Source organism: Bradyrhizobium genosp. SA-4 str. CB756 (genome assembly GCF_000473125.1).
Taxonomy (GTDB): domain Bacteria; phylum Pseudomonadota; class Alphaproteobacteria; order Rhizobiales; family Xanthobacteraceae; genus Bradyrhizobium; species Bradyrhizobium arachidis.
Genome location: NZ_KI421499.1, coordinates 7,265,708 through 7,291,680, shown reverse-complemented (window position 1 = coordinate 7,291,680; position 25,973 = coordinate 7,265,708). Strand labels below are relative to the sequence as shown.

Sequence of the window (25,973 nt, the reverse complement as noted above, 5' to 3'; positions counted from 1 at the left end):
CGCCTCCAAAAATTCAAGCCGTCCGCGCGCGGCGTCCTTCGATCGGATAGGCCGGGTCGTTGTAGCCCGGCGTCGAGGGATGACCGGGAACGACCAGACGGTCGATCAGCGCCTCATCATCGGCGGTGAAGCGGTAGTCGAGCGCGCTGATATAGCCGTCCCATTGCTCCTCGGTACGGGGGCCCGCGACGATCGAGGAGACGAACGCGGAGTTCAGCACCCAGGCGACCGCGAACTGGCCGGCGGTGATGCCCTTTTTCTCGGCGTGGCTCTTGATCTCCTGCGCGAGCTGGAGCGATTCCGGCCGCCATTCGGTCTGCATCATGCGGGTGTCGTTGCGGCCGGCGCGCGTCTCCTTGTCGGGAGCAGCATCCGGCTTGTACTTGCCGGTGAGCACGCCGCGCGCCAGCGGGCTGTAGGGTACGATGCCGAGGCCGTAATAGGCGCAGGCCGGAAAGTGCTCGACCTCGGGCATGCGGTTCATCGCGTTGTAATAAGGCTGGCTCACTGCGGGCCGGTCGACGCCGAGCCGGTCGCAGATGTTGCAGATCTCGGCGACGCGCCAGGCGCGATAGTTCGAGACGCCGAAATAGCGCACCTTGCCCGCGCGGATCAGGTCGCCCATCGCGCGCACGGTCTCCTCCAGCGGCGTCGCATGGTCTTCCTTATGCAGATAGTAGATGTCGATGTGATCGGTGCCGAGCCGCTTCAGGCTTTCGTCGGCCGCCTGCAACACCCAGCGCCGCGACAGGCCGACGCGGTTGGGATCATCGCCGGTACCGGCGTTCATGGGATTGGCGAGCTTTGTGGCGAGCACCCAGGCGTGGCGGTTGCCGGCGATGGCGCGGCCGACGACTTCCTCGGATGCGCCCTTTGAATAGGCATCCGCCGTGTCGATGAAATTGATGCCGGCGCCGCGCGCCTTGTCGATGATCCGCTTCGAGGCGGCTTCATCGGTCGGCCCGCCGAACATCATGGTGCCCAAGCAGATCGGCGACACTTTCAGGCCGCTGCGGCCGAGCTGACGGTATTGCATGGGCGGGTCCTCAACGCTTCGTTGGGGCGCAGCATAGCCGCCCAGTTCCGTCATTGCGAGCGCAGCGAAGCAATCCAGAGCTGCGTCCGCGGAGAGATTTCTGGATTGCTTCGCTGCGCTCGCAATGACGGGGTGGGGCGCGGTCATGCCCCACACTCGGTGTCATCGCCCGCGAAGGCGGGCGATCCAGTACTCCGAGACAGTTGTGATCGATCGAGAGGCCGCGGCGTACTGGATTCCCCGCCTTCGCGGGGAATGACAGCGTGGGTCTGGCGACCTGCAGTGGCAGCCTGACCGCGACCTACCCCGGCCCCTTCAAGATCTTGAACACACCATTTGCCATCACGATGCAGCGATCATCCACCGTCACCTCGGTGCTCATGAAGATCAGGCTGCGGGTCGAGCGGACCACGCGGGGGCGGGAGATCAGGATGTCGCCGATCTGGCCGGCTTCGACGAAATGGGTGTCGAGCTGCACCGTCGCCATGTATTCCTTGCCGGAGACGTAGCGGGCTGTCATGCCGCAGGTGCGGTCGGCGAAGGTCATCATCACGCCGCCCTGGACCATGCCGCGACGATTGTGATGCTTGTCTTCTGTCGCGAGCGCGAATTCGTAATGGCCGTCGACCTTGCGCTCCCACAACGGGCCGATCAGGTGCAGGAAGCCCGTGGTTTCCATGATGGTCCAGCCGTCTGATTTCAGCCTTGCGGCGGCCTTGCTCGTCATCGCTCCGTCCATTCCTGCAATGCTGTCTCTCCTCGTTTCATCAGATGCGGTCCTGGTGTAGTCAAGCATCATGAGAGCTTTCGACGATGCCACCAGACGGAATATCGCAGAGGCCTGCGCGGCCTTCGCGCGGCTGCCTGATGAGGCCGAACCGTCGGCGCTGAAGCGCGCCGCGGTCGTGCTAGCGCTGACTGAATCCAGTGACGGCGACGACACGGCCTTCCTGCTCACCAGGCGTGCATCGAGCTTGCGTGCGCATCGCGGCCAATGGGCGCTGCCGGGCGGGCGCTGCGACGCCGGCGAGACGCCGGTCGAGGCGGCGCTGCGCGAGCTCGATGAAGAGCTCGCGCTCAAGCTTTCAGCCGACGCGGTGCTCGGCCTGCTCGACGACTATCCGACCCGCTCGGGCTATCTGATCACGCCGGTCGTGGTGTGGGCCGCCGACAGTGCCGCGATCAACCCGAATCCGGACGAGGTCGCCTCCGTCCATCGCATCGCGCTCGACACGATCGAGCATGACGACGCCTTCGATTTCACCGCGATCCCCGAAAGCACGCGCCGGGTGATCCGCTTCCATCACCAGATGAGCCTGATCCACGCGCCGACGGCGGCGCTGATCTACCAGTTCCGCGAGGTGCTGGCGGGGCGTCACACCCGCGTCACCGACCTGGAACAGCCGGTGTTCGCCTGGAAATGAGATGGTAAACGGCGTGTTAACGTGACGGTTACCGGATGCCTGCTAAGAGGGCAGCATGCATCACTCGATTCGAAATTCTCTGGCGTTGGTTCCGTTCGCGTTTCTCCTGCTCGCGCCCACCGCGCGTGGCGGCGAGGCCGATGCGCTGCCGCCGGCCGTCCGCAACGCCAATGCGCAGCTGCTGTCGCAGTTCTTCGCGCAAGGTGGGGCGTCTGCTGCCGTGCTCGAATATCGCCGCAAGCTCGGGGAATATCAGGCGGCGCGCGCGGCCTTCGACGAGGAGGCCGGCGCCTATTGGAGCCAGATCTCGGAGAAGCGGAAAGGGCGCAACGCCAAGCGGCGCAACGGCCAGCAGGTCACGCTCGACGATTACGTGCTGGAGCACCCGCCGCTCTATAACGGGCCGAAGCGGCCGGTGAACCCGGAGCCGGAGGAGACGCCGGAGCGTCCCACCAGGAAGCCGATTCCCGTCGTCGCCGATCTCCTGCGCGCGGCGCAGGAGCTCTACCAGTTCACGCCGCAGCGCCCGTCCAACGAGCTCGAGTTCAAGCGCGCCTATGCGCGCTACGCGCTCGGCTCGGGGCTGACGCGCGAGCAGGCGGTGCGGGTCTATTCGTTCGAGACCGGCGGCACCGGCAGCTACGACGTGCAGGCCGGCATCGAGCATGGCGGCAAGCGCGCGATCTCGACCGCGATCGGCTACAACCAGCTCTTGACCACCAACAGCGTCGAGCTGCTGGCCGAGCAGGGCCATGAATTCATCCGCGCGCTCTCCGACAAGGTGGCGCGGACCTCCGGGCCGGCGCGCCAGTCGCTCGAGCACAAGCTCGCCGTGCTGAAGAAAATGGTGGCGCATGCGAAGTCGGTGCCCGACACCTGGTCGGAGCACGAGAAGATCGGCAACACCGCGCAGGGCTGGGCCATGCATGCCATGGTGCTCGACGTCGATGTCGGGCCGATGCTGCAGACCCACAAGCTCCTGACGTCGGTGCTGTTCGCGCGCGCCAAGGGCTTCACCCGTCCGCTCAGCGCCGCCGAGCTCGAGATGATGAACCTCACCGGCGACGGCACCGGGCTCGACATGGTGACGATGCCGCAGGCGATGCGCGAGCAGGTGCCGACCTCGAACTTCTTCCAGCGCGGCGGCTACGAGCGCAACCCGGTCGCGATCCGCCACAACACGGTAGCCAAGCTGTTGGCGGTGACGGATACGCGGATGGACTCGAACAGCAGCAATGCCGGCGCGAGGGAATTGGCGGGGGCGTTTTAAGACGCTGTCTTTTGCACCTCTCCCCGCCTGCGGGAGAGGTCGAATTCGATCGCAGATCGAATTCGGGTGAGGGGGTACAGGTCCCTCGACAAATCTCATGCGCGGAGAGAAGCCCCTCACCCCAACCCTCTCCCCGTAAGAAAGGGGCGAGGGAGCGCACCGTCATCGCCGTCCTACTGGTCCGGCCCGAACTTGAACTTGCCGTCGCCTTCGAGATACGGGCCGCTGCGCATGTAGAGCTGGCCGTTGTGGCCGATGAAGAACAGCGTGCCCTTCGGCACCTTCTTGGCGCCCTTCAAGAGCTCGCCGGCGTTGCTGGTGCCCATCCTGTAGGAAAAGGTCTTGCCTTCCTTGTCATAGGCATAGCCCGTGTCGGGCTTGAGCTCCCACGGCGTTGCCGGGGCTTGCGCGCATGCGGGCGCGGCAAATGCGCCGAGCACGGCTACAAGTGCAAACGTCTTCGTTGAAAATGCCATCATCCATCCTCCCCATCGTTGGGGCATCCGTTTTGAACAAATCACGAACGGTGTGTCCGGGTCAATTTGCGATAGCGCCGCGGCGCAGCACGTCCTGCCCAGCAGTTTGTGATTTTCCCTTCGTCCCCGCGCGACTATGTTCCGCTTTCAGTCTAGAACGCAATTCGACAAAAATATTGGTGGGGGTGATTCGGATGAAGCATGTGATGAGAGTTTGCCCGGCTGCCGCGCTGCTGCTGACAATGCTGGCGCCGGCCGCCAGGGCCGATGACTACCAGCTCAGCCACAACCAGCGCATTTCCTGCAGCCGCGGCCTTGCCCCGGGCAAGCTGAACACCGCGACCTGCAAGTCCTACACCTATCTCTTCAACACCAAGACCTCGGAATATTTCCGTTGCCAGGTCTCGCTGGCGCTGACCCGCGACAACAAGGAGGTCATCAACGTCCAGACCGACGGCGGCTGCACCAAGAAGCCGCGCATCTTCGAGACCGACGGCAAGTACGATTTCGACGCGACCGAGACCGAGCCGCCGAACACCAACTCGTTCTTCGGCCCCGGCGGCTATTCGATCTGGGCCGCCGACGTCACCGCGCAGAAGGTGCGCGGCTGCATCACCATCTCCTCCGGCCTCGGCTCCGACATCTCCAAGTGCCTGGACATGACGTTCCAGTGATACTGCGCCGTGACGCGCGCTTGATCGTCGCCCCGTAGAAGGTGAGCTCCCTCGCCCGCTTGCGGGGGAGGGTTGGGGAGAGGGTGTTGCCGCAACGGGATAATCCCCAGGAGGAGAAAGCCCTCACCCGCGCCTTCGGCGCGACCTCTCCCGCAAGTGGGAGAGGTTACATCGAGTCCAGCGGCACGAGTTCTTGACCCTCACTCGGGTTCGCTCGCATCCGCCTGCGCCACCTCGCCGCACCGGCCGGTTCCCAAAAAGTCGAGCCGGAACGGCCGTTTACCGCAGTGCTGTTTTGCCTTTTGGATGGGTTGACCCGCATCCCTCATCCGGCCAATTTCGCGGCCGGTTTGGGGAGTACAACAACCATGAAACGGACGATTTTCGGCGCGGCCGCGGCTCTTGCTCTGGCGGCGTCGGTACCTTGCGCGCATGCGCAGTCTTTCATCAACGTGCTGACCGGTGGCACCTCCGGCGTCTACTATCCGCTCGGCGTCGCGATCGGGAAGATCTACGGCGACAAGATTCCGAACGTGAAGACGCAGGTGCAGGCCACCAAGGCGTCGGTCGAGAATTTGATCCTGCTGCAGCAGGGCCGCGGCGAGCTGGCGTTCACGCTGGGCGACTCGCTCAAGGCTGCCTGGGATGGCGAGGAGGAAGCCGGCTTCAAGAACAAGCTGGACAAGCTGCGCACCATCGGCGCGATCTATCCGAACTACATCCAGATCGTCGCGACCGCCGAGAGCGGCATCAAGACGCTGGCCGACCTCAAGGGCAAGAGCCTGTCGGTCGGCGCGCCCAAATCGGGCACCGAGCTGAATTCCCGCGCGATCCTGGCGGCGGCTGGCATGAGCTACAAGGACCTCGGCAAGGTCGAATATCTGCCCTTCGCCGAATCCGTCGACCTCATGAAGAACCGCCAGCTGGGCGCGACGCTGCAGTCGGCCGGCCTTGGCGTCGCTTCGCTGAAGGACCTCTCGACCTCGGCCTCGATCACCGTGGTGTCGGTGCCGAAGGAGACCGTGGACAAGATCGGCCCGCCCTTCATCTCCGCGACCATTCCGGCCAACACCTATACCGGTCAGGACAAGGACGTGCCGACCGCGGCCGTGGTGAACTATCTCGTCACCAGCTCGGCGGTGTCGGATGATCTCGCCTATCAGATGACAAAGCTGGTCTACGAGTCGCTGCCCGAGCTCGCCAACGCGCACGCCGCCGGCAAGGAGATCAAGCTCGAGACCGCCGCCACCGGCAGCCCGGTTCCGCTGCATCCCGGCGCGATCCGCTATTACAAGGAAAAAGGGCTGATCAAGTAAGTTCGGCTCTCGCAGTAGGCGTCATGGCCGGGCTTGTCCCGGCCATCCACGTTCTATGGGCAGGCGAGAAAGATCGTGGATGCCCGGGACAAGCCCGGGCATGACGGCGCGGGTGGACCGTGCCAAGCTATAAGCGCTGGACGGCTGAGGACGATTTAAAATGCTGGAAAAGACAGAGGGCACCGCGGCGGCGCCCATCAAGGTCGAGTTCGATAATTTCGAGCATGGTTTTCCGGAAGGCTTCGGCCCTGGCTGGTGGGGCACGCTCGCCTATTGGGTCGGCATCGCGTTCGCGACCTTCCAGCTCTATGTCGCCGCCTTCAATTATCTGCCGAGCCAGGTGGTGCGCGGCGTCCATGTCGGCTTCCTGGTCCTGCTCACCTTCGGACTGATCGCCAATTTCACCGCGAAGAGCAATGCGGGCCGTGCGCTCGGCTGGGTGATCGGCGCCGCCGGTTTCTTCTGCGGGCTCTATCAATGGATATTCTATGCCGATCTGATCGCGCGCGACGGCGATCCGACCAAGCTCGATCTCGCGGTCGGCACGCTGCTTGCCGTGCTGATCTTCGAGGGCACGCGGCGCCTGATGGGCGCGGCGCTGCCGCTGATGTGCGGCGCGTGCCTGCTCTACTGGTTCTTCGGGCAATACCTGCCGTCGCCGCTCAATCATCGCGGTTATGATTTCGACCAGATCGTCACGCATCTGTCGTTCGGCACCGAAGGCTTTTACGGCGTGCCGATCTACGTCTCGGCGACCTACATCTTCCTGTTCATCCTGTTCGGCTCGTTCCTGGAGCGCGCCGGCATGATCCAGCTCTTCACCGACGTCTCACTCGGCCTGTTCGGCCGCACCCGCGGCGGCCCTGCCAAGGTCGCGGTGTTCGCCTCGGGCATGATGGGCACGATCTCCGGCTCGGGCGTCGCCAACGTCGTCACCGTCGGCCAGTTCACCATCCCCCTCATGATCAAGTTCGGCTACCGCCGCGCCTTCGCCGCGGGCGTCGAGGCGACGGCCTCGATGGGCGGCCAGATCATGCCGCCGGTGATGGGTGCAGTCGCCTTCATCATGGCCGAGACGCTGGGCGTCCAGTACTCGGAGATCGTCAAGGCCGCTGCGATCCCCGCAATCCTCTATTTCGCCTCGGCGTTCTGGATGGTGCATCTGGAAGCCGGCAAGCACGGCCTCGTCGGCATGAAACGCTCGGAGATCCCGAGCGCGTGGAAGGCGCTGGTGACGCGCTGGTACCTCGTGCTCCCGCTCGCCGCTCTCGTCTACATGCTATTCGAAGGCTTTACGCCGCTTTATGCCGGCAGCATGGGCCTTGCGCTCACGGTGGCCCTGATCCTCGGCACCGCCATCACGACCGGCGCGTCCTCGAATGTGATCCGCACCATCTTCTGGGTCGGCCTCGCGCTGGTCGTCGCCGCGCTGTCGCGTGACGGCCTCCAGATCGTGCCGGTCGCGAGCGTCGTGGTCGGGCTGATCGTGATCACGGCCTTCATCCGCGGCGGGCTGAAGGCCTTGCGCGAGTGCCGCGATGCGCTGGCCGAGAGCGCCAAATCCGCCATCACCGTCGGCATGGCCTGCGCCATCGTCGGTGTCATCATCGGCATGATGTCGCAGACCGGCGTCGGCACCATCTTCGGCAGCTGGGTGATCGGGCTCGGCGAGAAAAGCCTGTTCCTGGCGCTGATCATGACCATGCTGCTGTCGATCCTGCTCGGCACCGGCATTCCGACCATCCCGACCTACATCATCACCGCCGCGCTGGCCGCGCCGGCGCTGGCGAAGTTAGGGGTGCCCCTGATCGCGAGCCACATGTTCGCGTTCTATTACGGCATCATGGCCGACCTCTCGCCGCCGGTGGCGCTCGCCGCGCTTGCGGCGGCGCCGATCGCGAAGGAGAATCCGGACAAGATCGGCTGGGAGGCGATGCGCATTGCGCTTGCCGGCTACGTCATTCCGTTCATCTTCGTCTATTCGCCTGCGCTGATGCTGCAGGCCGGCGATCCCATGGCGGCCAAGCTCGGCTTCTACGGCGCGGTGGCGCTCGCGAGCTTCAAGGCGCTGGTGGCGATCGCGCTGTTCGGCATGGTGGCGATCGGCTTCCTGTTCACGCGGCTGACGCTGCTCGAACGTGTGGTCGCGCTCGGCGCCGCGATGTGCCTGCTCGGCGATTTCGCCTTCAGCGACACCGCGGGCTTCGTGCTCTCGGCTGCGCTGGTGCTGTGGCAGTGGCGGCAGCGCCCGCCGGCAGCAGTCGAGGCGGTGTGAGCCTCTGCTTCGCAACAGCGGGAGGCGTGAAGGCGCTCGCGCTGTCCGCCTTCACGCTGGTGTGGACGCATTCGATCGCCAGGGTCGACTGGCAGGAAGACTGGCGCGTGACGCCCGCCGGCCTTGAGCTGGTGCAGGCCCGCGTCAAAGGCACCGGGCCCGGAATGGAGCCGCCACCCGAGGCGCGGCTGGTCGACGGCTGGTTTCAATGGCAACCGAAACGCGCGCCGATGCCGGAGGTGGTGCTGGGCAATTCCGGCGCGGCAGGAGAATGGCGGCTGTGCCATCACGGTACGTGCCAGACGCTTTCGGAGATTGTCGGCCATCCCATCGGTGCTAACGTCACCACGATGAAGATTTGCAGCGATCCGTAGCCCGCCACGCCCGGGCTACAATCAGAACAACAACACGGGAGAGACGCGATGGATCGGCTCAAGGGCAAGGTTGCGATGGTGGTTGGCGCCGGCTCGATCGGGCCGGGCTGGGGCAATGGCAAGGCGACCGCGGTGACTTTCGCGCGTCAGGGTGCGCAGGTGTTTTGCGTCGACCGCAACGGCGCGGCGGCCGAGGAGACCGCGAAGATCATCACCGGCGAAGGCGGCAAGGCGGCGGCCTTCACCGCCGACGTCGCGCGGCCTGCCGAAATCGAGGCGATGGTCGCTTCGTGCCTCAAGGCCTATGGCCGCATCGACGTGCTCGACAACAATGTCGGCATCGCCGAGATGGGCAGCGTGGTCGAGGTCACCGAGGAGAGCTGGGACCGCGTCTTCAGCGTCAACCTCAAGAGCGCCTATTTCGCCATGAAGCACGTCATCCCCGTGATGGTGAAGCAGGGCGGCGGCTCGATCATCAACATCTCCTCGATCGCCTCGATCCGCCACATGGGCATCTCCTACGTCACCTACGGCACCTCGAAGGCGGCGATGAATCAGATGACGCGCACCACCGCGATCGAGTTCGCGCGCCATCATGTCCGGGTGAACGCGATCCTGCCCGGCCTGATGAAGACGCCGATGGTGGAGCATTCGGCGGGCCTCGCCAGCAGCTACGCCAAGGGCGACGTGGAAGCGATGTGGCGCGCCCGCGACGCGCAGGTGCCGATGGGGCATATGGGCGATGCCTGGGACGTCGCGAATGCGGCGCTGTTTTTGGCGTCGGACGAGTCGAAATATGTGACGGGGATCGAGCTCGTGGTCGACGGCGGGATCACGTGCAAGGCGGGGGCGTAGCCCCAATCTCCGCTGTCGTCCCGGGGCGCGCAAAGCGCGAACCCGGGACCCATAACCACAGGGAGAAGTCGTCGCGCGAGCTGGTAACTCCGAGTCTTCGCCAAACCACTCCCTGTGGCTATGGATCCCGGATCGGCGCTTCGCTTCGCTGCGCTTGTCCGGACGACAGTGGAGTGTTTGGCGCCCTACTGCGCCAGCGCCAGAATCCCGCCGGCAAACGAATGCCACGCCGCGGTCTCGCTGATCGGCCAGTTCAGGAACTTCACCGCCAGCATCGCGAGCGTGCCGTAGATGTAGACCGGGTGCACGCGGCCCTCAGTGCGCCAGTCGCGCACCATGGCGACGACGAGCAGCAGCGAGGCGACCACTGCCGGGGCGATCGTGACCGGCACCGGCGGCGGGCCGGGCGGTCCGGGAGGGGCGAGGAAGGTCAGGAACCAGCGCGCGATCGCGGCATCGAGGATCGAGACCGCGGCGAGCAGCATCAGGCGCTTGTGAAGCTCGGGCCTGCGCGTGTTCATGATCGCGAGCACGAACACGATGGCGAAGAACGCGATGCCGCTCATCGGCACGATCGAGAAGGCGATGCCGGCGTCGGTCTGCCCGAGCGCCGCGGCGTGCTTCATCGACGTGACCGAGGCGAGGAAGCCGAAGATCGTCATCGCGGTCGCAAGCGACACGCCGGCGATGCCGAGCGCGCGGTGATTGACCACGCGGCCAGAAGCCGCGAGCCAGGTCTGGAGCACGAAATAAAGCGTCCAGGTGAAGAACAACAATCCGTGAAAATGAATCACCGGGCTTGCGGAAAATGTCCGGTGGACGAGCGGCATCCAATATGTCGGTGCGAAGCCGAGGAATGCAGTGGCCGCGCAGGCCAGGGCCATGTGGAGATAAAAATATCGTGCAGGCGACGCATCACGCGCGCGTACACGACGGTCGTCGATCAAGGTCGTCATCAGGAATGTGTCTACGACGACACCATCAGGTTCAACGCCGGATCGCTTGTGTGATCTGGCGCACGTTGCCTATCCCCCGGCGCTCAACTCCGCGCGATCGAGCTCTTCCTCGACCCGGTGGAATGCATCGTCGCCGATCACTTCGGTATCGCGAAGGCCGAGGATCGACTTGCGCGCAGCCTCGATGGCGCGGAGGCGCAGCGCGTCGGCGGGGAGACGGCCGTGGGCGATTCCGCCGTCAGGATCGTCATCCGCCTGCATCAGGATGGCGCGGTATTCGAGCCGCAAGATTTCGGCTTCCTCCGAGGGATCGTCTTCGATCGCATCGAGCGCGGCGCGATAGGCGACCGCGCGGGCGCGCGCGACCTCGAGGCCGACGGGATCGTCGTCCTTGAGGCCGAAGGCCAGGATCAGCGGGCGCAGGGTCAGGCCCTGGATGATCAGTGAGCCCAGCACCACCGCGAAGGCGATGAAGACGATGAAGTCACGATAGGGAAAATTCTCGGGCAGGGCGAACGCGGTGGCGAGCGTGACGAGCCCGCGCATACCGCACCAGGAGATGATGAGGCCGCCTTTCGGCGAGGCGACGGCCTTGGGATCCTTCGGATGATAGAGCCCGCGCGCGATCAGCACGCGCAGCGTGGTGCGGTAGAAGGTGATCCAGGCGAGCCGCACCAGCACCACCGTGAGCAGGATCCAGGCTGCGGCTACGCAATATTCCCAGCGCACTTCCGTATCCAGCCGCGTCCAGATCGGCCGCATCTGCATGCCGATCAGCATGAAGGCGAGCACGTTGAGGACGAACACGATCGTCTCCCACACCGCATAGGACGGCACCCGCAGCCGTGCCGGCATGCGCGCGCCCGCCGTGCGCGCGATGGTGATGGCGTAGACCACGATGGTGAGGATGCCGGAGAGGCCGAGATGCTCAGCCGCGATCCAGACCATGAAGGTGGTGGCGAACTGGACGATAATCGCGCTCGGCGCCTCCTTCACGCGTTCCAGGAACAGCGGGATGATGCGTCCCGCCAGAAGACCAGCGAGGACGCTGCCGACCAGCCCGAGCGCAATCGTCGGCGCGACCTCGCTCCATTTCAGGTGCTCCATAACGACCGCACCGACCGCGATGCGATAGATCAGCAGCGCGCTGGCGTCGTTGAGCAGGCTCTCGCCCTCCAGCACCTTCACCATCCGATAGGGCAGCTTCACCTGGCTCAGGATCGCAACCGCGGCTGCGGCATCCGGCGGTGCCACGATGGCGCCGAGCGCAATGGCCGCGGCCCAGGGCATGTCGGGCATCAGCCGGTGCGCGACGAAAGCCACGCCGATCGTAGTCAGGCCAACCGCGGCCACCACCAGGGTGGAGACCGGAACCCAGTTGTTGCGCAAATCGCGCAGCGAGGTGTCGAACGCGGCGTCCATCAGCACCGGTGCGACAAAAAGCGCCAAGGCAAGGTCGGGTTCGAGCGTCCAGGACGGGCTGTTCGGCACGAAAGCGATCAGGGCGCCGCCGATGGCCAGAAAGGTCGGGTAGGGGACCTTGATCCGACGCGCCGCCGCCGATAATGCAACGGCGCCGAGCAGAAGCGCGATGATCCATTCGAATGTCGACACGTCGATCCCCGAGACCAATTTGAGCGGCGCCACAAGCTAGCACCAATCCGGCCGTATGGTGGATAGTACGGCCTCAAGGCAAGACCGAAGACGACCTTCCGACTGCAACGAGCATGCGTTTTCAAAATCTCATTCAACTGGCAGGTGTCGTTCTGCTCTCCGCGCTCTCGCTCGCCGCAGCCCATGCCGCGACCGGCGGCGAGCCGGCCGCGGTGCCGCCGGTCGATGTCGCGCCATGCCTCGCGGCGACCGCGGCCGACGACATCGACAAGGCCGCCGCCGCCTGCGCGGCCGTGATCGACAACGAGAAGACGGCGAAGGCGGACCTGGTCAAGGCGCTGATCGCGCGCGGTGCGCTCTATGCGCGGCATGACCAGATCGACCGCGCGATCGCCGACGACAGCCGCGCGCTCCTGCTCGACCCCACGCTCGCCGATATCTTCAACGCGCGCGGCGAGCTCTGGCTGAAGAAGGGCGACAAGCCCAAGGCGGTGCAGGATTTCGGCGCTGCGCTCAAGATTGATCCGAACCACGAGAAGGCCAAGGCCAATCACAAGGCGATGGCGCGCGAGCTGGAGCGGATCGGGGCGCAGATGGCGGTCGCCGGCAAGCCCAGCTTCAACTGCGCCCGCGCATCCCGCGCCGTCGAGAAGGCGATCTGCGCGAGCCGCGAGCTCGCCGATCTCGACCGCGAGATCTACGGATCGCATTTGCGCGCCATCCGCGAAGCCCAGAGCCCGGCGGAGGCGCGCAAGATCCAGCACGAGCAGGACGAGTTCATCGCCCGGCGCAATGCTGGGTACGGCCGGCCGGGGTATGATCTGAAGAAGGCGATGCAGGAGCGGCTGCAGCGGATCAACGGCGTGGACGGGTATTGAGTGCCTCCTTCGCCTCTCCCCGCAAGCGGGGCGAGGGGGCGATGCGCCGGTGCATCCCTAACAGGTCCAAATTGAACCCATTCTTTTCCCGCCGCGACAATGGTGAAAACCTGATGTCACGGAGCCTTCCTGATGTGCGGCACGCCTTCTTCCGCGCAAACGTTCCCGTTTGCCAAGATCTCGCTGCGTAGCTTCCTCCTCGGCGCGGCGATGAGCCTGGCCCTTGCTGCTCCAGCCTCTGCCGCCGACTGCGTCATGGGCACCAAGGCCGCTCCGGCCGAGCTGATCCCGGCCTGCAGCGCCATCATCGACCAGGCTTCGAATTCGACGAGCGACCGTGCCGCGGCGCTGCTGGTGCGCGCCGACGCCAATGCGCGCACTTCGGGCGGCCTCACCCAGGCGCTGCGGGACATCGACCGCGCCATCGCGCTCGACGGCAAGAACGCAAAGGCCTGGCGCCTGCGCGGCGACTTGCTGCGCGAGGCCGGTGGCGACCTCAACCGTGCCGCTTCCGACCTCAGCAAGGCGATCGAGCTCGACCCGCAGGATGCGGAGGCCTACGAGCTGCGCGGCGTGGTCTATACCAGCCAGCGCCGGCTCGACCGGGCGCTTGCCGATTACGACCAGGCGATCAAGCTGAAGGGCGATTATGCGCAGGCCTGGTCCGACCGCGGCGTGACCTATTATCTCGGCGGCGACAACGAGAAGGCGATCCGCGATCTCAGCGAAGCGCTGCGGCTCGATCCGAACCGGCCGCGCAGCTACACCAATCGCGGCGCGGCCTACAAGAAGCTCGGCCAGCTCGACAAATCGGTCGCCGACGACGGCGAGGCGATCAGGCTCGATCCGAAAGTGCCGGAATATTACGACAATCGGGGCCTCTCGTTGGCCGCGATGGGCGAATACGACAAGGCGATCGCCGATTACGATCAGGCGCTGCGCCTCGTGCCGCGGCCGAACTTTTTCACCAACCGCGGCGATGCCTATCAGTACAAGGGCGAGTTTGGGGCGGCGCTCAGCGACTACGAGGCTGCGCTGAAACTCGATCCGAATTTCGCGCTGACCTACAACAATCGCGCCGTGCTCTACAAGAAGATGGGCGAGCGCAGGAATGCGCTGGCCGATTACGAAACCGCGCTGAAGCTCGATCCCGGCAACGAGAACGCCGCGAATGGCCGCCGCACCACGATGGCGGAGATCGCGAAGTTCGGCACCGAGGCGCCGCGTCCGCTCGCGGCGAATTCGGGCAATGGCCCGTCGTTCGATTGCGCGAGCGCCAAGCGCGAGGTCGAGAAGGTGATCTGCGCCGATCCGCAGCTCGGCATGCTCGATCGCCGGATCGCGGAGACCTATGAGCGCGTGCTGAAATCCCTGAACCGGCGCTCGGCGGATGATCTGCGCAAGTCCCAGCGCGATTTCCTCGTCACGCGCGATGCGAGCTTCCGCCGCCCCGGCTATGATCTGAAGAAGGTCATGCAGGATCGGTTGCAGCGGTTGAATGCGATGGAGGAGAGGGCTGAGAAGCCTCTACGCGCACACTGCGTTCCCTCCCCCCTTGCGGGGGAGGGTTAGGGAGAGGGGGAGCCACAAACTCTAGACTGAGTTCGTGGCCACCCCTCTCTCCCGCTCTCCCCCGCAAGGGGGGGAGAGGGCCCACCTTTGCTGTGGCTCCAGCTTGCCTCGATGGCCTTTCTTCCCGCCTACCAAAAGGCCCATCCTTTTCAGCTTGAACCGCGGCCCGTTCCCGGGAAAATAGCCCTCAAACAAGGCCGGCACTTGATCCGGGTCATGGCGGGACGTCCGTCGTGCCGCAAGGTCAGGGCCAGGCGAATAAAGGGAACGGGAGCGCGGAATGAACGCCCAGGGTGGAAGCAAGTATCACGAGGTCCATGCGCGCTCGCTGGCCGATCCGGAAGGGTTTTGGGCCGAGGCGGCCAAGGAGATCGACTGGATCGAGCCGCCGAAGAAGATCTTCGATGCCTCGCAAGGCGTCTACGGCCGCTGGTTCACCGGCGGCGTGGTCAACACCTGCTACAACGCGCTCGACCGCCATGTCGAACGCGGCCGCGCCGACCAGGTCGCGCTGATCCACGATTCGCCGCTGACCAGCAGCATCACCAAATTCACGTATGCGGAGTTGCTCGGCGAGGTGCAGGCGCTCGCCGCCGTGATGCAGGATTTCGGCGTCGCCAAGGGCGACCGCGTCATCCTTTATATGCCGATGGTGCCGGAAGCCGTGGTCGCGATGCTCGCCTGCGCGCGCATCGGCGCGGTGCACTCGGTGGTGTTCGGCGGCTTTGCGGCAAAGGAGCTCGCCACCCGCATCGACGACGCGCAGCCGAAGCTCATTCTCTCCGCGAGCTGCGGCATCGAGCCGGGCCGCATCGTGCAGTACAAGCCGCTGCTCGACGAGGCGATCAAGCTTGCGTCTGCGAAGCCCAAGGCCTGCATCGTGCTGCAACGTCCCCAGCTCGTCTGCGATCTCACACCCGGGCGCGATTATGATTGGGCAAGCCTGCGCCGCAAGGCGCTGAACGAAGGCAAGAAGGCGCCTTGCGTGCCCGTCGCCGCCACCGATCCGCTCTACATCCTCTACACCTCGGGCACCACGGGCATCCCCAAGGGCGTCGTGCGCGACAATGGCGGTCATCTCGTCGCGGTGAAATGGTCGATGTTCAACCTCTATGGCGTCAAGCCGGGCGAGGTCTGGTGGTGCGGCTCCGACATCGGCTGGGTGGTCGGCCACAGCTACATCATTTACGGCCCGCTGCTGCATGGCGCGACCTCGATCATGTATGAGGGCAAGCCGGTCGGCACGCCCGATGCCGGCGCGTTCTGGCGCGTCATCTCCGAGCACAAGGCGGTGGCGCTGTTCACCGCGCCGACCGCGTTCCGCGCCATTCGCAAGGAGGATCCGGACGGCAAGTTCATCCGACAATATGACCTGTCGACATTCCGCACGCTGTTCCTCGCCGGCGAGCGCGCCGATCCGCCGACGGTGGAGTGGGCGGAGCAGCAGCTGAAGGTGCCCGTGATCGATCATTGGTGGCAGACCGAAACCGGCTGGTGCATTGCCGGCAATCCGGTCGGCCTCGGCATGCTGCCGGTCAAGCACGGCTCGCCGACGGTGCCGATGCCGGGCTATCAGGTCGACGTCGTCGATGAAGCGGCAAGGCCGGTTGCTGCGAACACGATGGGTTCGATCGTCATCAAACTGCCGATGCCGCCGGGTTGCCTGCCGACGCTGTGGAATCAGGATGCGCGCTTCAAGGAGGCTTACCTCAGCGAATTCCCCGGCTATTACAAAACCTCGGACGCAGGCTACAAGGACGAGGACGGCTATGTCTTCGTGATGGGCCGCACCGACGACATCATCAATGTCGCTGGCCACAGGCTCTCCACCGGCGGCATGGAGGAGATCCTGGCCTCGCATCCTGACGTGGCCGAATGCGCCGTGCTGGGCGTCAAGGATGCGATCAAGGGCGAGGTGCCCTGCGGCTTCCTGGTGCTGAAAGCCGGCGTGAAGCGCACACCGAACGAGATCGAGAAGGAGATCGTCGCGCTGGTGCGCGAGCGGCTCGGCCCCGTCGCCGCCTTCAAGCTCGCCATCACCGTCGGCCGCCTGCCCAAGACCCGCTCCGGCAAGATCCTGCGCGGCACCATCAAGAAGATCGCCGATGGCGAGGCCTGGACCATGCCGGCCACGATCGAGGACCCCAAGGTGCTGGATGAGATCGGCGAGGCGCTGAAGGGGCGAGTGTGACGCGATCTCCGGCCGTCGTGCCACCGGGACGCCCCCGCCGCTCCAACCTCTGCTGTCATCACCCGCGAAAGCGGGTGATCCAGTACTCCGCGGCCGGAGTTGTGTGCTCCAATGCCCGCCGCGGAGTACTGGATTCCCCGCTTTCGCGGGGAATGACAGCGAGTGGGGAACGGCGTCCGGGACTTACAATCTCCTCATTCCGCGCTAAACAGGGCCGACCAATCGAGGACCTCGTATGCCACTCGCCACCGCGCCGCGCCTGCTTGCAGCCGTAGCTCTCGCCATCGCTCTTTCCGCCTGCTCGGCGCGCTACCAGACGCCGGTGGCGATGGGCGGCGACGATGACGATGCGGTGTGCCAGAGCCGCGGCTACGCCCAGGGCTCGCCCGAATATGTGGCCTGCCGCAAGGACCGCGACGTCCAGCGCAATGCCGCGACCGCCCGCGCCGACCGCCGCCAGCGCGATCTCGGCGAATATATGCTGAACCATCCCGAGCGGCCGTAATGTGAAGTGCCGCATCGTGCGCCCCGCATTCGGTCAGCGGCACCGCGAGAGGCATTGACGCCACGACATCGAGGGTGACGCTTCCACAAAACAAAAGCGCGGCAGGTTTCCCTGCCGCGCTTTTTGTTTGCATTCGATCGTCAACGAAGAGCGGAGCCTTACTCCTCGTCGTCCTCGTGCTTCTTGCCGCCGAGCGTCTTGAGCTTGGCGAACACGGCGTCGACGTTGAGGTCGTCGCTGGACTTCTCCGCCGGCTCGTACTCGTCCTTCTTGGTGGTCTCGGAGGCCGGCAGCAGGGTGGCGCCGCCATAGGCTGCGTCGATTGGCTTTTCCTTCGCCGCGCGCTGCACCTCGAAATCGAGCTCGATCTGCGAGCAGAGGCCGAGCGTGACGGGGTCGATCGGGGTCAGCTGCGAGGTGTTCCAGTGCGTGCGGTCGCGCACGCTGGCGATGGTGCTCTTGGTGGTGCCGACCAGGCGCATGATCTGGGCGTCCTTGAGCTCCGGATGGCTGCGCAGCAGCCAGAGGATGGCGCTCGGGCGCTCGTGGCGGCGCGACACCGGGGTGTAGCGCGGGCCCTTGCGCTTAGGCTGGGGCGGCAGCACCACCTTGCTCTCCTGGAGGCGGAGCCGGTAATCCGGGTTCTTCTCGCCCTTCTCGATCTCCTCGCGGGTGAGCTGGCCGTTGGAGAGGGGGTCCATGCCCTTGATGCCCTGGGCGGCGTCGCCGTCGGCGATCGCACGCACCTCGAGGGGGTGCATCTTGGTGAAATCGGCGACCTGGTCGAAGGTCAGCGCGGTGTTGTCCAGCAGCCAGACGGCGGTCGCCTTGGGCATCAGAGGTGCGTTGCTCATGGCAAATCTCCTTTGTGCTTCGCCCACCCCTCTGGAGGCGAAACCGGTAGTCATCAGCGATGACAGGGAATTCGCGCTATATAAGCCGGGAGGGGCTAGCCACGCAATGGTTCTGCTATAGATAGTGCCTTGACAGCGCCCGAAAGGGGGCCCAATTCCCTTTGCAGACCCGGTAAAGTCCAAGCAAACCCTTTTTAGCCCTTTCCAGCCATCGACCGCCCCCGCCAGAAGGCGAAACGGGTGATTCGGTCCCGAGATCGCTCAATGTCAGCCAAACCAGACCTCAAGATCGTGCTTTGTTCTCCCCGCGGCTTCTGCGCCGGGGTGGTCCGGGCGATCGATACCGTGGAACGGGCGCTCGATAAGTACGGCGCTCCCGTCTATGTTCGCCATGAGATTGTGCACAACAAGTACGTCGTCGATGGGTTGAAGAAGAAGGGCGCCATCTTCGTCGAGGAGCTGGCCGAAATCCCCGAAAACACCACCGCGCCGGTCGTGTTCTCGGCCCATGGCGTCCCCAAGTCGGTTCCGGCCGACGCCCAATCCCGCAACCTGTTCTCGCTGGATGCGACCTGCCCGCTGGTGACCAAGGTGCATCGCGAGGCTGCGATCCACTTCAAGCGCGGCCGCGAGATCTTCCTGATCGGCCATTCGCATCATCCCGAGGTGGTCGGCACGCTTGGCCAGCTGCCGACCGGCGCCGTTACCCTGATCGAGACCGCCGAGGACGCCAAGACCATCAGTCCGAAGGACCCAAACAACCTCGCCTTCGTGACCCAGACCACGCTGTCGATCGACGATACCGCCGAGATCGTGGCGCTGCTCAAGGAGCGCTTCCCGAACATCAACGGCCCGCACAAGGAAGACATCTGCTACGCCACCACCAACCGCCAGCTCGCGGTGAAGAAGGTGGCGCCGGTGGTTGACGCGCTGATCGTTGTCGGTGCGCCCAATTCGTCGAACTCGCAGCGCCTGCGCGAGGTCGCGGAGCGCGAGGGCTGCAAGATCGCCGTGCTGGCGCAGCGCGCCGCCGACATCGACTGGGACAAGTTCGGCAACATCTCGAGCCTTGGCATCACCGCGGGCGCGTCCGCGCCGGAAGTGATCGTCGAGGAGATCATGGACGCCTTCGCCGAGCGCTACACGCTGCATGTGGAGACGGTCTCGGCCGCGGAAGAGAACGAGTTCTTCCCGCTGCCGCGTCAGGTGCGCCCCGAAGCCGCCGCTGAGTAGACTTTTATGGCGGTCTACACCGACGTTGCCGCCGACGAGCTTGCGGATTTCCTGAAGCAATACGATCTCGGCGAATTGCTCTCCTACAAGGGCATCGCCGAGGGCGTAGAGAATTCCAACTTCCTGCTGCACACGAGCAAAGGCTCGTTCATCCTCACGCTCTATGAGAAGCGCGTGGCGAAGAACGATCTGCCGTTCTTCCTCGCGCTGATGACGCATCTGGCCGAGCACGGCGTGACCTGTCCGCTGCCGGTGAAGGCCAAAGACGGAGAGGCGTTGCGTGAGCTGTCGGGGCGCCCCGCCGCGATCATCACCTTTCTCGAAGGCGTCTGGCCGCGCAAGCCGAACGCTGCGCATTGCGCCGGCGTCGGCGAGGGGCTCGCCAGGATGCATCTGGCCGGCGCGAATTTCGCGATCAAGCGCGCCAATGCGCTCTCGGTTGCGGGCTGGCGGCCGTTGTTTGACGCGGCGGCAAGTCGCGCCGACGAGGTGCAGCCGGGCCTGCGCAGCTTCCTTGCCACTGAGCTCGACCATCTCTCGAGTGGCGTCTGGCCGACCGATCTGCCCGAGGGCGTGATCCACGCTGACCTCTTCAACGACAACGTCTTCTTTCTCGGCGACAAGCTCTCGGGGATCATCGACTTCACCTTCGCCTGCAACGACATGCTGGCCTATGACGTCGCGATCTGCCTCAACGCCTGGTGCTTCGAGCCGGATCATTCCTTCAACGTCACCAAGGCGCGCGCTTTCCTCAATGCCTATGGCCGGGTGCGAAAGCTGAGCGAAGCCGAGGAGGCCGCGTTGCCGCTGCTGGCGCGGGGCGCTGCGATCCGCTTCCTGCTGACGCGGCTGGTGGACTGGCTCAACGTGCCGCCGGGCGCGCTGGTCAAGCCGAAGGATCCGCTGGAATATTTTCGCAAGCTGCGCTTCCACCAGAGTGTTTCCGGCGTGCGCGATTACGGGCTGATGCCGTCAGGACTGGTTGCGTGAGCGAAAAGCCCGTTGTCACGATCTATACTGACGGTGCCTGCTCGGGAAATCCGGGGCCCGGCGGCTGGGGTGCGATCCTGAAGTTCGGCGACAAGGAGAAAGAGCTGAACGGCGGCGAGCGCCATACCACCAACAACCAGATGGAATTGATGGCGGCGATCTCCGCGCTCGAAGCGCTGAAGAAGCCGTGCACCGTCGATCTCTACACCGACAGCCAGTATGTCCGGCAGGGCATCACCGGGTGGATCCACGGTTGGAAGCGCAACGGCTGGCGCACCGCCGACAAGAAGCCGGTCAAGAATGTCGAGCTATGGCAGCGCCTCGATGCGGCCTTGAAGCAGCACGACGTCCGCTGGCACTGGGTCAAGGGCCATGCCGGCCATCCCGAGAACGAGCGGGCGGATCAGCTCGCGCGGGACGGAATCGTCAAGGCGCGGTTGCAGCAGCGGGTGGGGGAGTAGTGCTCCGTCATTCCGGGGCGGTGCGTAGCACCGAACCCGGAATCTCGAGATTCCGGGTTCGCGCTTCGCGCGCCCCAGAATGACTTCAAGCTTACAGCTGCCCGAGTCTCGTAGGGTGGACAAAGCGAAGCGTGCCCACCTTTTTTCAATCGAGGCAAGATGGTGGGCACGGCGCTGACGCGCCTTTGCCTACCCTACGGCACCGCCTCATTCTCAACTGTCATCGCCCGCGAAGGCGGGCGATCCAGTATTCCAGAGGCGGTTGTGATTGAGCCGAGAAGCCTCGGCGTACTGGATGCCCCGGTCAAGCCGGGGCATGACAGTGTCATTTGTGGCTAAGAACGGCGCCTAAAGCTTACAGCTGTCCCAGCAGCGTATCGCCGCCGGAGACCTCGACCTTGCCGGGCATCGCCTCGAGGTTCAGCTTCTTGACCACGCCGTCCTCGACCAGCATCGAATAGCGCTTGGAGCGGATGCCGAGGCCGTTGGCGGAGGCATCGAGCTCCATGCCGATCGCCTTGGCGAACTCGGCATTGCCGTCGGCGAGGAAGATGGCCTCGTCGCGCTGGTCGGTGTCGCGCTTCCAGGCGTTCATCACGAAGGCGTCGTTGACGGAGACGATGGCGATGGTGTCGACGCCCTTGTCCTTCATGGCGTAGGCGTTGAGGAAGATACTCGGCAGATGCATCTTGTGGCAGGTGCCGGTATAGGCGCCGGGCACGGCGAACAGCGCCACCTTCTTGCCCTTGAAGATGTCGTCGGTGGTCTTCACCTGCGGGCCTTCCGCCGTCATCACGCGGAATTTCGCCTCGGGCAGCTTGTCGCCAGTCTGGATCGCCATCGTCAGTCTCCCTGAAAATCGGTCCCGCTTTTTAGACCGTGGCGCCGGCCTGCACAATATTGCCGGCAAGGGAAGTGATGCGCAAAGCCGTGGGGGCGGCCGCCCTTCACCGCGATGTCATCAACCGGCAAAACCGCCGCTGTCGAGGAAGGCCTGCTCCTCCGCGGTGGTGTCGCGGCCGAGGAGGGGGTTGCGGTGGGGAAAGCGGCCGAACCGCTGGATGATGTCGGCGTGCAGGCGGGCGTATTTCAGGTTTTCGGCATTGTCGGTGTTTTCAAACAGCGCGACGCAATGCAGCTGATCGGGCAGGTGCTCGGAATGCATGAAGGGCAGATAGAGGAATTCAAGCAGGATCGGATCGACCCTTTTGTTGACGCCGCGCGCGATGGCGCGGCGGGCGACCTCGCGCGCCAGCGCGTCGCTGGCGAAGGCTTCGCGTGTGCCGCGAAACATGTTGCGGGGAAACTGGTCGAGCACGATGACCTGCGCGAGCGCGCCGTCGTCGCTGTCTTCCCATGACGCCAGCTCGCCGGCGACGGCCTTCTGCCACAGCGCCAGAAAGCGCCGACTGACCTCGGCGTCGAACGCGTCATCGCGCTCGTACCAGCGCTCGCGGCCGGATTCGCGCCAGAAGGCGAGAATGCCGGCCGGCGTGTTGTCGCTCACGTCAGTCATGAATCCGCGATGCGGCTCACGCCGCCTCGGCCTTCTTCTCGTCGCGCAGCTGCCGGCGCAGGATCTTGCCGACATTGGTCTTCGGCAGGTCGGTGCGGAATTCGATGTGCTTGGGCACCTTGTAGCCGGTGAGCTGCTCCTGGCAGAACCTGATGACGTCCTCCGCCGTAAGGTTCGGGTCCTTCTTGACCACGAAGGCCTTCACCGCCTCGCCCGACTTGGAATCGGGGATGCCGATCACGGCGCATTCGAGCACGCCGGGGTGGCTCGCGATCACTTCCTCGATCTCGTTCGGATAGACGTTGAAGCCGGAGACCAGGATCATGTCCTTCTTGCGGTCGACGATCTTGGTGTAGCCCCTCTCGTCCATCACGCCGATGTCGCCGGTGCGGAAATAGCCGTCGGCGGTCATCACCTTGGCGGTCTCCTCCGGCCTGTTCCAGTAGCCCGACATCACCTGCGGGCCCTTGGCGCAGATCTCACCGGGCTGGCCGAGCGGGACTTCGTTGCCGTCGTCGTCGCGGATCGAGATCCAGGTCGAGGGCACGGGGATGCCGATCGATCCCGAGAACTCGGTCGTGGTCGCGGGATTGCAGGTCAGCGTCGGCGAGGTCTCCGACAGGCCGTAACCTTCGGCGATGAAGCAGCCGGTCACCGCCTTCCACTGCTCGGCCACCGGGCGCTGCACCGCCATGCCGCCGCCGTTGGAGATCTTCAGCTTGGAGAAGTCGAGCTTCTTGAAATCAGGATGGTGCATCAGCCCGTTGTAGAGCGTGTTGACCGCCGGGAAGCTGTTGACCTGGTATTTTGCGAGCTCCTTGACGAAGCCGGCGATGTCGCGCGGGTTCGGGATCAGCAGGTTACAGCCGCCGGCGCGCACCGCGAGCAGGTAGCACGCCGTCAGCGCGAAGATGTGATAGAGCGGCAGCGCGCACACGATCATCAGCTGCTCGACATGCGGCGGCTGCGCCAGCGCCGGCTGAAGCCAGGCATCGTTCTGCAAGACGTTGGCGACGATGTTGCGGTGAAGCAGCGTGGCGCCCTTGGAGACGCCGGTGGTGCCGCCGGTATATTGCAGGAAGGCGACGTCGCCGGGCGAGAGCTTCGGCTTGTTGAAGGTCAGGCTGCGGCCGGTCGCGAGCGCGTCGTTGAAGGACACCGCGCCCGGCAGCGAGAAGGCCGGCACCATCTTCTTGACGCGGCGGACGACGAGATTGACGATCATGCCCTTGAAGCCGAGCAGATCGCCCATGCTGCCGACGATGACATGCTTCACCGGCGTTTTCGTGATCACCTGCTCGACGGTGTGGGCAAAGTTCTCCAGCACGATGATGGCTTCGGCGCCGGAATCCTTGAGCTGATGCTCGAGCTCGCGCGGGGTGTAGAGCGGGTTGACGTTGACCACCGCGTAGCCGGCGCGCAGCACGGCCGCAGTCGCGACCGGATATTGCAGCACGTTCGGCATCATGATCGCGACGCGGGCGCCGCGCTGCAGGCCGCGGCCCTGCAGGTAGGCGGCGAGCGCCAGCGACATCTGGTCGAGGTCGCGATAGCTGATCGACTTGTCCATGCAGATGAACGCCTTGCGGTCGGCGAACTTGGTGAAGCTCTCCTCCAGGAGGTCGACCAGCGATGCGTATTGCGTCGGCTCGATGTCGGCGGGCACGCCGGGCGGGTATTGCTTGAGCCAGATGCGCTCCATGGAAACTCCCCTCTCTTACACCTGAGCCCGTTGTGTCTCGGGCTTGCCTCATTGCCGGCAGTATCGAGCCTGCCGGAACAGGTGGCAAGCCGTCGTGGCTTAGGGCAAAGGCCGGGGAGTGGCTACTGGAATCGTCGCAAATCGGTTTGCCGCAACTGCGAAGCGCGGGCTGTGATTCAATTCCGAGGCGGCGTTAACTGTTGTTCGCGGGCTTGGCAGCAGCCGGCTTGGTCGCGGCCTTGGGCTTGGCGGGTTTTGCCGCCGCTTCGCCGCTCGCGGGCTTCTCGGCAGGTTTCGACGCTGCATCCGGCTTGGCCGCGGCATGCCTGGCGGCCGGCTTGGCTGCGGTCTTGCTGTCGCCCTTCGCATTGTTCTTCGCATCGGGCTTGGCCGCCGCTGTCTTCGGCTCCTTCGGCTTGTCCGCGGGTTTGTCGGCGGCGTCGGGCTTCTTGGCGACGCGCGACTTCTTGCCACGCGCTTTGGGCGTCGCCTGCTGGTCAGCATCGGCGGCCACCGCCGCGATGAGGGCCGTGCCGGTGCGGGTCGGGCCGGTATAGACCAGCACGGGCTCGGCCGCCGCGGGAGCGGTGGCCATCAGCTCGGAGGCCTTCATCAGCGGCGGCTGGAGGCCGGCCGTGAAAAAGGTGACCTGGGCTTCGCCGCCGGTGGCCGAGGCCGATCCGGCGGTGCCGCCATTGGTGGCGATCAGCGCATCGTCGTCGTCGCTCGCCGGGCGCTTGCGATGGCCGCCGCACATCTCCTCGCGCAGATTCGGCGGCGAAGCGTCGACCGGCACCAGCTTGTCGACCGTGCCGAGCGAGGGGCGGAGCCAGGTGAGATTGTCCTGGCTGAAGCCGCGCTCGAGCAGCTGCGCCGCCTTCACCGCGCGCGCGGTGCCGGAGTTGGCGCCGAGCACGACCGCGATCAGCCGGCGGCCGTTGCGCGTGGCGGAGGCGACGAGATTGTAGCCGGAGGCGCAGATGAAGCCGGTCTTGAAACCGTCGGCGCCGGGATAGCGGCCGATCAGCTTGTTGAAATTGCCGGTGACGCGCTTGCCGAAGCGGATCGCCGGGATGTGCACGTAGTATTCGTATTCGGGCAGGTCGCGCAGGAACGAGCGCGCGAGAATGCCGAGGTCGCGCGCGGAGGTGATCTGGCCGTCGGCGGGCAGGCCGTTCGGATTGACGTAGCTCGTCTGCGTCATGCCGAGCCGCTGCGCGGTGTCGTTCATCATCGCCGAGAAGCCGTCGATCGAGCCGCCGACGCCTTCGGCGAGCACCACGGCCATGTCGTTCGCCGACTTGACCATCATCATCTTCAGCGCGTTGTCGACGGTGAGCTGCGTTCCCGGACGGAACCCCATCTTCGACGGCGACTGCGAGGCGGCCGTCGGCGACACCGTGAGCAGCGTGTCGAGCGTGAGCCTTCCGTCCTTCACCGCCTTCAGCGTCACATAGGCCGTCATGATCTTGGTGACAGAGGCCGGATACCACGGAATGGTCGCGTTCTCCGCCTGGAGCACCTTGCCGCTGTCGGCTTCGATCAGCAGCAGCGCTTCGGCACTCGCCGCGCGCGGCGCGAGCAGTGCGGCGCATGCGAGCGTCGCAGCGAACAGGCTGAACAGGGATTTGCGAAGCAGCGGGCGAATGGCGTGCACTATCCGATTCCGGTCCTTGGAGACCCGCCTGATACGGCCGGCTCTCGTGATCTGACGTTCGGTTCTGAAATCCGGCGCCGCCGCTTGCGGCGTCGCAAACCTATACCGGCTGGTGCGGCGAGAATAGGGGGATCGGTGCGGTAT

At 65.1% G+C, this 25,973-nt stretch carries 24 protein-coding genes; 14 read left to right on the top strand and 10 right to left on the bottom strand.

Going from position 1 to position 25,973, the window contains the following annotated elements:
• Positions 1 to 13: 13 nt before the first annotated feature.
• On the bottom strand, positions 14 to 1,036 hold the full coding sequence (locus tag BRAGE_RS0135260; RefSeq protein ID WP_027561428.1) for an aldo/keto reductase: 1,023 nt from the start codon (positions 1,034 to 1,036) through the stop codon (positions 14 to 16).
• Between the two features lie 301 nt (positions 1,037 to 1,337).
• Positions 1,338 to 1,763, bottom strand: coding sequence for a PaaI family thioesterase (locus BRAGE_RS0135255; protein WP_027561427.1), 426 nt, complete (start codon positions 1,761 to 1,763; stop codon positions 1,338 to 1,340).
• A 67-nt stretch (positions 1,764 to 1,830) separates the two neighbouring features.
• On the opposite strand from BRAGE_RS0135255, the gene BRAGE_RS0135250 reads away from it, so the two are divergent.
• Both BRAGE_RS0135250 and BRAGE_RS0135245 read left to right on the top strand, forming a co-directional pair.
• On the top strand, positions 1,831 to 2,460 hold the full coding sequence (locus tag BRAGE_RS0135250) for an NUDIX hydrolase (protein ID WP_027561426.1): 630 nt from the start codon (positions 1,831 to 1,833) through the stop codon (positions 2,458 to 2,460).
• A 55-nt stretch (positions 2,461 to 2,515) separates the two neighbouring features.
• Positions 2,516 to 3,730, top strand: a complete 1,215-nt coding sequence (locus tag BRAGE_RS0135245) for a hypothetical protein (RefSeq protein ID WP_027561425.1) — start codon at positions 2,516 to 2,518, stop codon at positions 3,728 to 3,730.
• Between the two features lie 173 nt (positions 3,731 to 3,903).
• Here the strand turns inward: BRAGE_RS0135245 and BRAGE_RS0135240 are convergent, their stop codons facing one another.
• Positions 3,904 to 4,206 (bottom strand): hypothetical protein, encoded by a 303-nt coding sequence (locus BRAGE_RS0135240; protein WP_027561424.1) that lies wholly within the window; start codon positions 4,204 to 4,206, stop codon positions 3,904 to 3,906.
• A gap of 194 nt (positions 4,207 to 4,400) precedes the next feature.
• On the opposite strand from BRAGE_RS0135240, the gene BRAGE_RS0135235 reads away from it, so the two are divergent.
• From BRAGE_RS0135235 to BRAGE_RS0135215, 5 genes are all read left to right on the top strand, one after another.
• Positions 4,401 to 4,880 (top strand): hypothetical protein, encoded by a 480-nt coding sequence (locus BRAGE_RS0135235; RefSeq protein WP_027561423.1) that lies wholly within the window; start codon positions 4,401 to 4,403, stop codon positions 4,878 to 4,880.
• 368 nt (positions 4,881 to 5,248) lie between these two features.
• Positions 5,249 to 6,196 carry a TAXI family TRAP transporter solute-binding subunit gene (locus BRAGE_RS0135230; RefSeq protein ID WP_027561422.1) on the top strand — a complete coding sequence of 316 codons (948 nt, stop codon included), beginning with the start codon at positions 5,249 to 5,251 and terminating at the stop codon, positions 6,194 to 6,196.
• A 160-nt stretch (positions 6,197 to 6,356) separates the two neighbouring features.
• Positions 6,357 to 8,471, top strand: a complete 2,115-nt coding sequence (locus BRAGE_RS0135225; RefSeq protein ID WP_035730440.1) for a TRAP transporter permease — start codon at positions 6,357 to 6,359, stop codon at positions 8,469 to 8,471.
• Complete coding sequence (locus BRAGE_RS0135220) at positions 8,432 to 8,845, top strand: DUF1850 domain-containing protein (protein ID WP_035730438.1); 414 nt, start codon at positions 8,432 to 8,434, stop codon at positions 8,843 to 8,845. The genes BRAGE_RS0135225 and BRAGE_RS0135220 overlap by 40 nt, the downstream gene beginning before the upstream one ends.
• A gap of 48 nt (positions 8,846 to 8,893) precedes the next feature.
• Positions 8,894 to 9,700 carry an SDR family NAD(P)-dependent oxidoreductase gene (locus BRAGE_RS0135215; protein WP_027561419.1) on the top strand — a complete coding sequence of 269 codons (807 nt, stop codon included), beginning with the start codon at positions 8,894 to 8,896 and terminating at the stop codon, positions 9,698 to 9,700.
• Positions 9,701 to 9,885: 185 nt separating this feature from the next.
• Here the strand turns inward: BRAGE_RS0135215 and BRAGE_RS0135210 are convergent, their stop codons facing one another.
• Entirely contained in the window at positions 9,886 to 10,656 is a 771-nt protein-coding gene (locus tag BRAGE_RS0135210; RefSeq protein WP_027561418.1) for a hypothetical protein, read from the bottom strand.
• 69 nt (positions 10,657 to 10,725) lie between these two features.
• The gene (locus BRAGE_RS0135205) at positions 10,726 to 12,303 is read right to left on the bottom strand and encodes a cation:proton antiporter (protein WP_084334590.1); all 1,578 of its coding nucleotides are present in this window, start codon (positions 12,301 to 12,303) and stop codon (positions 10,726 to 10,728) included.
• Positions 12,304 to 12,383: 80 nt separating this feature from the next.
• On the opposite strand from BRAGE_RS0135205, the gene BRAGE_RS0135200 reads away from it, so the two are divergent.
• The 4 genes from BRAGE_RS0135200 to BRAGE_RS0135185 all read left to right on the top strand — a co-directional run bounded on the left by BRAGE_RS0135200 (position 12,384) and on the right by BRAGE_RS0135185 (position 17,416).
• Positions 12,384 to 13,148 (top strand): tetratricopeptide repeat protein, encoded by a 765-nt coding sequence (locus tag BRAGE_RS0135200; RefSeq protein ID WP_027561416.1) that lies wholly within the window; start codon positions 12,384 to 12,386, stop codon positions 13,146 to 13,148.
• Between the two features lie 132 nt (positions 13,149 to 13,280).
• Entirely contained in the window at positions 13,281 to 14,720 is a 1,440-nt protein-coding gene (locus BRAGE_RS50800; protein WP_084334588.1) for a tetratricopeptide repeat protein, read from the top strand.
• A gap of 280 nt (positions 14,721 to 15,000) precedes the next feature.
• The gene (locus BRAGE_RS0135190; RefSeq protein ID WP_027561415.1) at positions 15,001 to 16,911 is read left to right on the top strand and encodes a propionyl-CoA synthetase; all 1,911 of its coding nucleotides are present in this window, start codon (positions 15,001 to 15,003) and stop codon (positions 16,909 to 16,911) included.
• A 235-nt stretch (positions 16,912 to 17,146) separates the two neighbouring features.
• On the top strand, positions 17,147 to 17,416 hold the full coding sequence (locus BRAGE_RS0135185; protein ID WP_027561414.1) for a hypothetical protein: 270 nt from the start codon (positions 17,147 to 17,149) through the stop codon (positions 17,414 to 17,416).
• A 158-nt stretch (positions 17,417 to 17,574) separates the two neighbouring features.
• Here the strand turns inward: BRAGE_RS0135185 and BRAGE_RS0135180 are convergent, their stop codons facing one another.
• Positions 17,575 to 18,270: a DUF1013 domain-containing protein gene (locus BRAGE_RS0135180; RefSeq protein ID WP_027561413.1), complete on the bottom strand. Its 696-nt coding sequence runs from the start codon at positions 18,268 to 18,270 to the stop codon at positions 17,575 to 17,577.
• Between the two features lie 264 nt (positions 18,271 to 18,534).
• Here BRAGE_RS0135180 and ispH point away from each other — a divergent pair, with 264 nt between their 5' ends.
• Genes ispH through rnhA form a run of 3 tightly spaced genes read left to right on the top strand, consistent with a single transcriptional unit; the run spans position 18,535 to position 20,954 of the window.
• Positions 18,535 to 19,503 (top strand): 4-hydroxy-3-methylbut-2-enyl diphosphate reductase, encoded by a 969-nt coding sequence (gene ispH, locus BRAGE_RS0135175; protein ID WP_027561412.1) that lies wholly within the window; start codon positions 18,535 to 18,537, stop codon positions 19,501 to 19,503.
• Positions 19,504 to 19,509: 6 nt separating this feature from the next.
• Positions 19,510 to 20,493 (top strand): homoserine kinase, encoded by a 984-nt coding sequence (locus BRAGE_RS0135170; protein WP_027561411.1) that lies wholly within the window; start codon positions 19,510 to 19,512, stop codon positions 20,491 to 20,493.
• Complete coding sequence (gene rnhA / locus BRAGE_RS0135165; RefSeq protein ID WP_027561410.1) at positions 20,490 to 20,954, top strand: ribonuclease HI; 465 nt, start codon at positions 20,490 to 20,492, stop codon at positions 20,952 to 20,954. Before BRAGE_RS0135170 ends, rnhA begins: the two co-directional genes overlap by 4 nt.
• Positions 20,955 to 21,309: 355 nt before the next feature.
• Here rnhA and BRAGE_RS0135160 read toward each other — a convergent pair whose 3' ends face one another.
• The 4 genes from BRAGE_RS0135160 to BRAGE_RS0135145 form a co-directional block, all read right to left on the bottom strand.
• Positions 21,310 to 21,795, bottom strand: coding sequence for a peroxiredoxin (locus tag BRAGE_RS0135160; RefSeq protein WP_008543132.1), 486 nt, complete (start codon positions 21,793 to 21,795; stop codon positions 21,310 to 21,312).
• 120 nt (positions 21,796 to 21,915) lie between these two features.
• The gene (locus BRAGE_RS0135155) at positions 21,916 to 22,470 is read right to left on the bottom strand and encodes a DUF924 family protein (RefSeq protein WP_027561409.1); all 555 of its coding nucleotides are present in this window, start codon (positions 22,468 to 22,470) and stop codon (positions 21,916 to 21,918) included.
• 16 nt (positions 22,471 to 22,486) lie between these two features.
• Positions 22,487 to 24,172: a long-chain fatty acid--CoA ligase gene (locus BRAGE_RS0135150; RefSeq protein ID WP_027561408.1), complete on the bottom strand. Its 1,686-nt coding sequence runs from the start codon at positions 24,170 to 24,172 to the stop codon at positions 22,487 to 22,489.
• Positions 24,173 to 24,365: 193 nt separating this feature from the next.
• Positions 24,366 to 25,829 (bottom strand): D-alanyl-D-alanine carboxypeptidase family protein, encoded by a 1,464-nt coding sequence (locus tag BRAGE_RS0135145; protein ID WP_027561407.1) that lies wholly within the window; start codon positions 25,827 to 25,829, stop codon positions 24,366 to 24,368.
• Positions 25,830 to 25,973: the final 144 nt, after the last annotated feature.

Bases quoted from the DNA above. Each gene is read 5' to 3' on its own strand.
- BRAGE_RS0135160 (WP_008543132.1), bottom strand. From the start codon at position 21,795: ATGGCGATCCAGACTGGCGACAAGCTGCCCGAGGCGAAATTCCGCGTG.
- BRAGE_RS0135245 (WP_027561425.1), top strand. From the start codon at position 2,516: ATGCATCACTCGATTCGAAATTCTCTGGCGTTGGTTCCGTTCGCGTTT.
- BRAGE_RS0135225 (WP_035730440.1), top strand. From the start codon at position 6,357: ATGCTGGAAAAGACAGAGGGCACCGCGGCGGCGCCCATCAAGGTCGAG.
- BRAGE_RS0135150 (WP_027561408.1), bottom strand. From the start codon at position 24,172: ATGGAGCGCATCTGGCTCAAGCAATACCCGCCCGGCGTGCCCGCCGAC.
- BRAGE_RS0135210 (WP_027561418.1), bottom strand. From the start codon at position 10,656: ATGACGACCTTGATCGACGACCGTCGTGTACGCGCGCGTGATGCGTCG.
- ispH (WP_027561412.1), top strand. From the start codon at position 18,535: ATGTCAGCCAAACCAGACCTCAAGATCGTGCTTTGTTCTCCCCGCGGC.
- BRAGE_RS0135170 (WP_027561411.1), top strand. From the start codon at position 19,510: ATGGCGGTCTACACCGACGTTGCCGCCGACGAGCTTGCGGATTTCCTG.
- BRAGE_RS0135200 (WP_027561416.1), top strand. From the start codon at position 12,384: ATGCGTTTTCAAAATCTCATTCAACTGGCAGGTGTCGTTCTGCTCTCC.
- BRAGE_RS50800 (WP_084334588.1), top strand. From the start codon at position 13,281: ATGTGCGGCACGCCTTCTTCCGCGCAAACGTTCCCGTTTGCCAAGATC.
- BRAGE_RS0135260 (WP_027561428.1), bottom strand. From the start codon at position 1,036: ATGCAATACCGTCAGCTCGGCCGCAGCGGCCTGAAAGTGTCGCCGATC.
- BRAGE_RS0135185 (WP_027561414.1), top strand. From the start codon at position 17,147: ATGCCACTCGCCACCGCGCCGCGCCTGCTTGCAGCCGTAGCTCTCGCC.
- BRAGE_RS0135235 (WP_027561423.1), top strand. From the start codon at position 4,401: ATGAAGCATGTGATGAGAGTTTGCCCGGCTGCCGCGCTGCTGCTGACA.
- BRAGE_RS0135215 (WP_027561419.1), top strand. From the start codon at position 8,894: ATGGATCGGCTCAAGGGCAAGGTTGCGATGGTGGTTGGCGCCGGCTCG.
- BRAGE_RS0135255 (WP_027561427.1), bottom strand. From the start codon at position 1,763: ATGACGAGCAAGGCCGCCGCAAGGCTGAAATCAGACGGCTGGACCATC.
- BRAGE_RS0135180 (WP_027561413.1), bottom strand. From the start codon at position 18,270: ATGAGCAACGCACCTCTGATGCCCAAGGCGACCGCCGTCTGGCTGCTG.
- BRAGE_RS0135240 (WP_027561424.1), bottom strand. From the start codon at position 4,206: ATGGCATTTTCAACGAAGACGTTTGCACTTGTAGCCGTGCTCGGCGCA.
- BRAGE_RS0135155 (WP_027561409.1), bottom strand. From the start codon at position 22,470: ATGACTGACGTGAGCGACAACACGCCGGCCGGCATTCTCGCCTTCTGG.
- BRAGE_RS0135190 (WP_027561415.1), top strand. From the start codon at position 15,001: ATGAACGCCCAGGGTGGAAGCAAGTATCACGAGGTCCATGCGCGCTCG.
- BRAGE_RS0135230 (WP_027561422.1), top strand. From the start codon at position 5,249: ATGAAACGGACGATTTTCGGCGCGGCCGCGGCTCTTGCTCTGGCGGCG.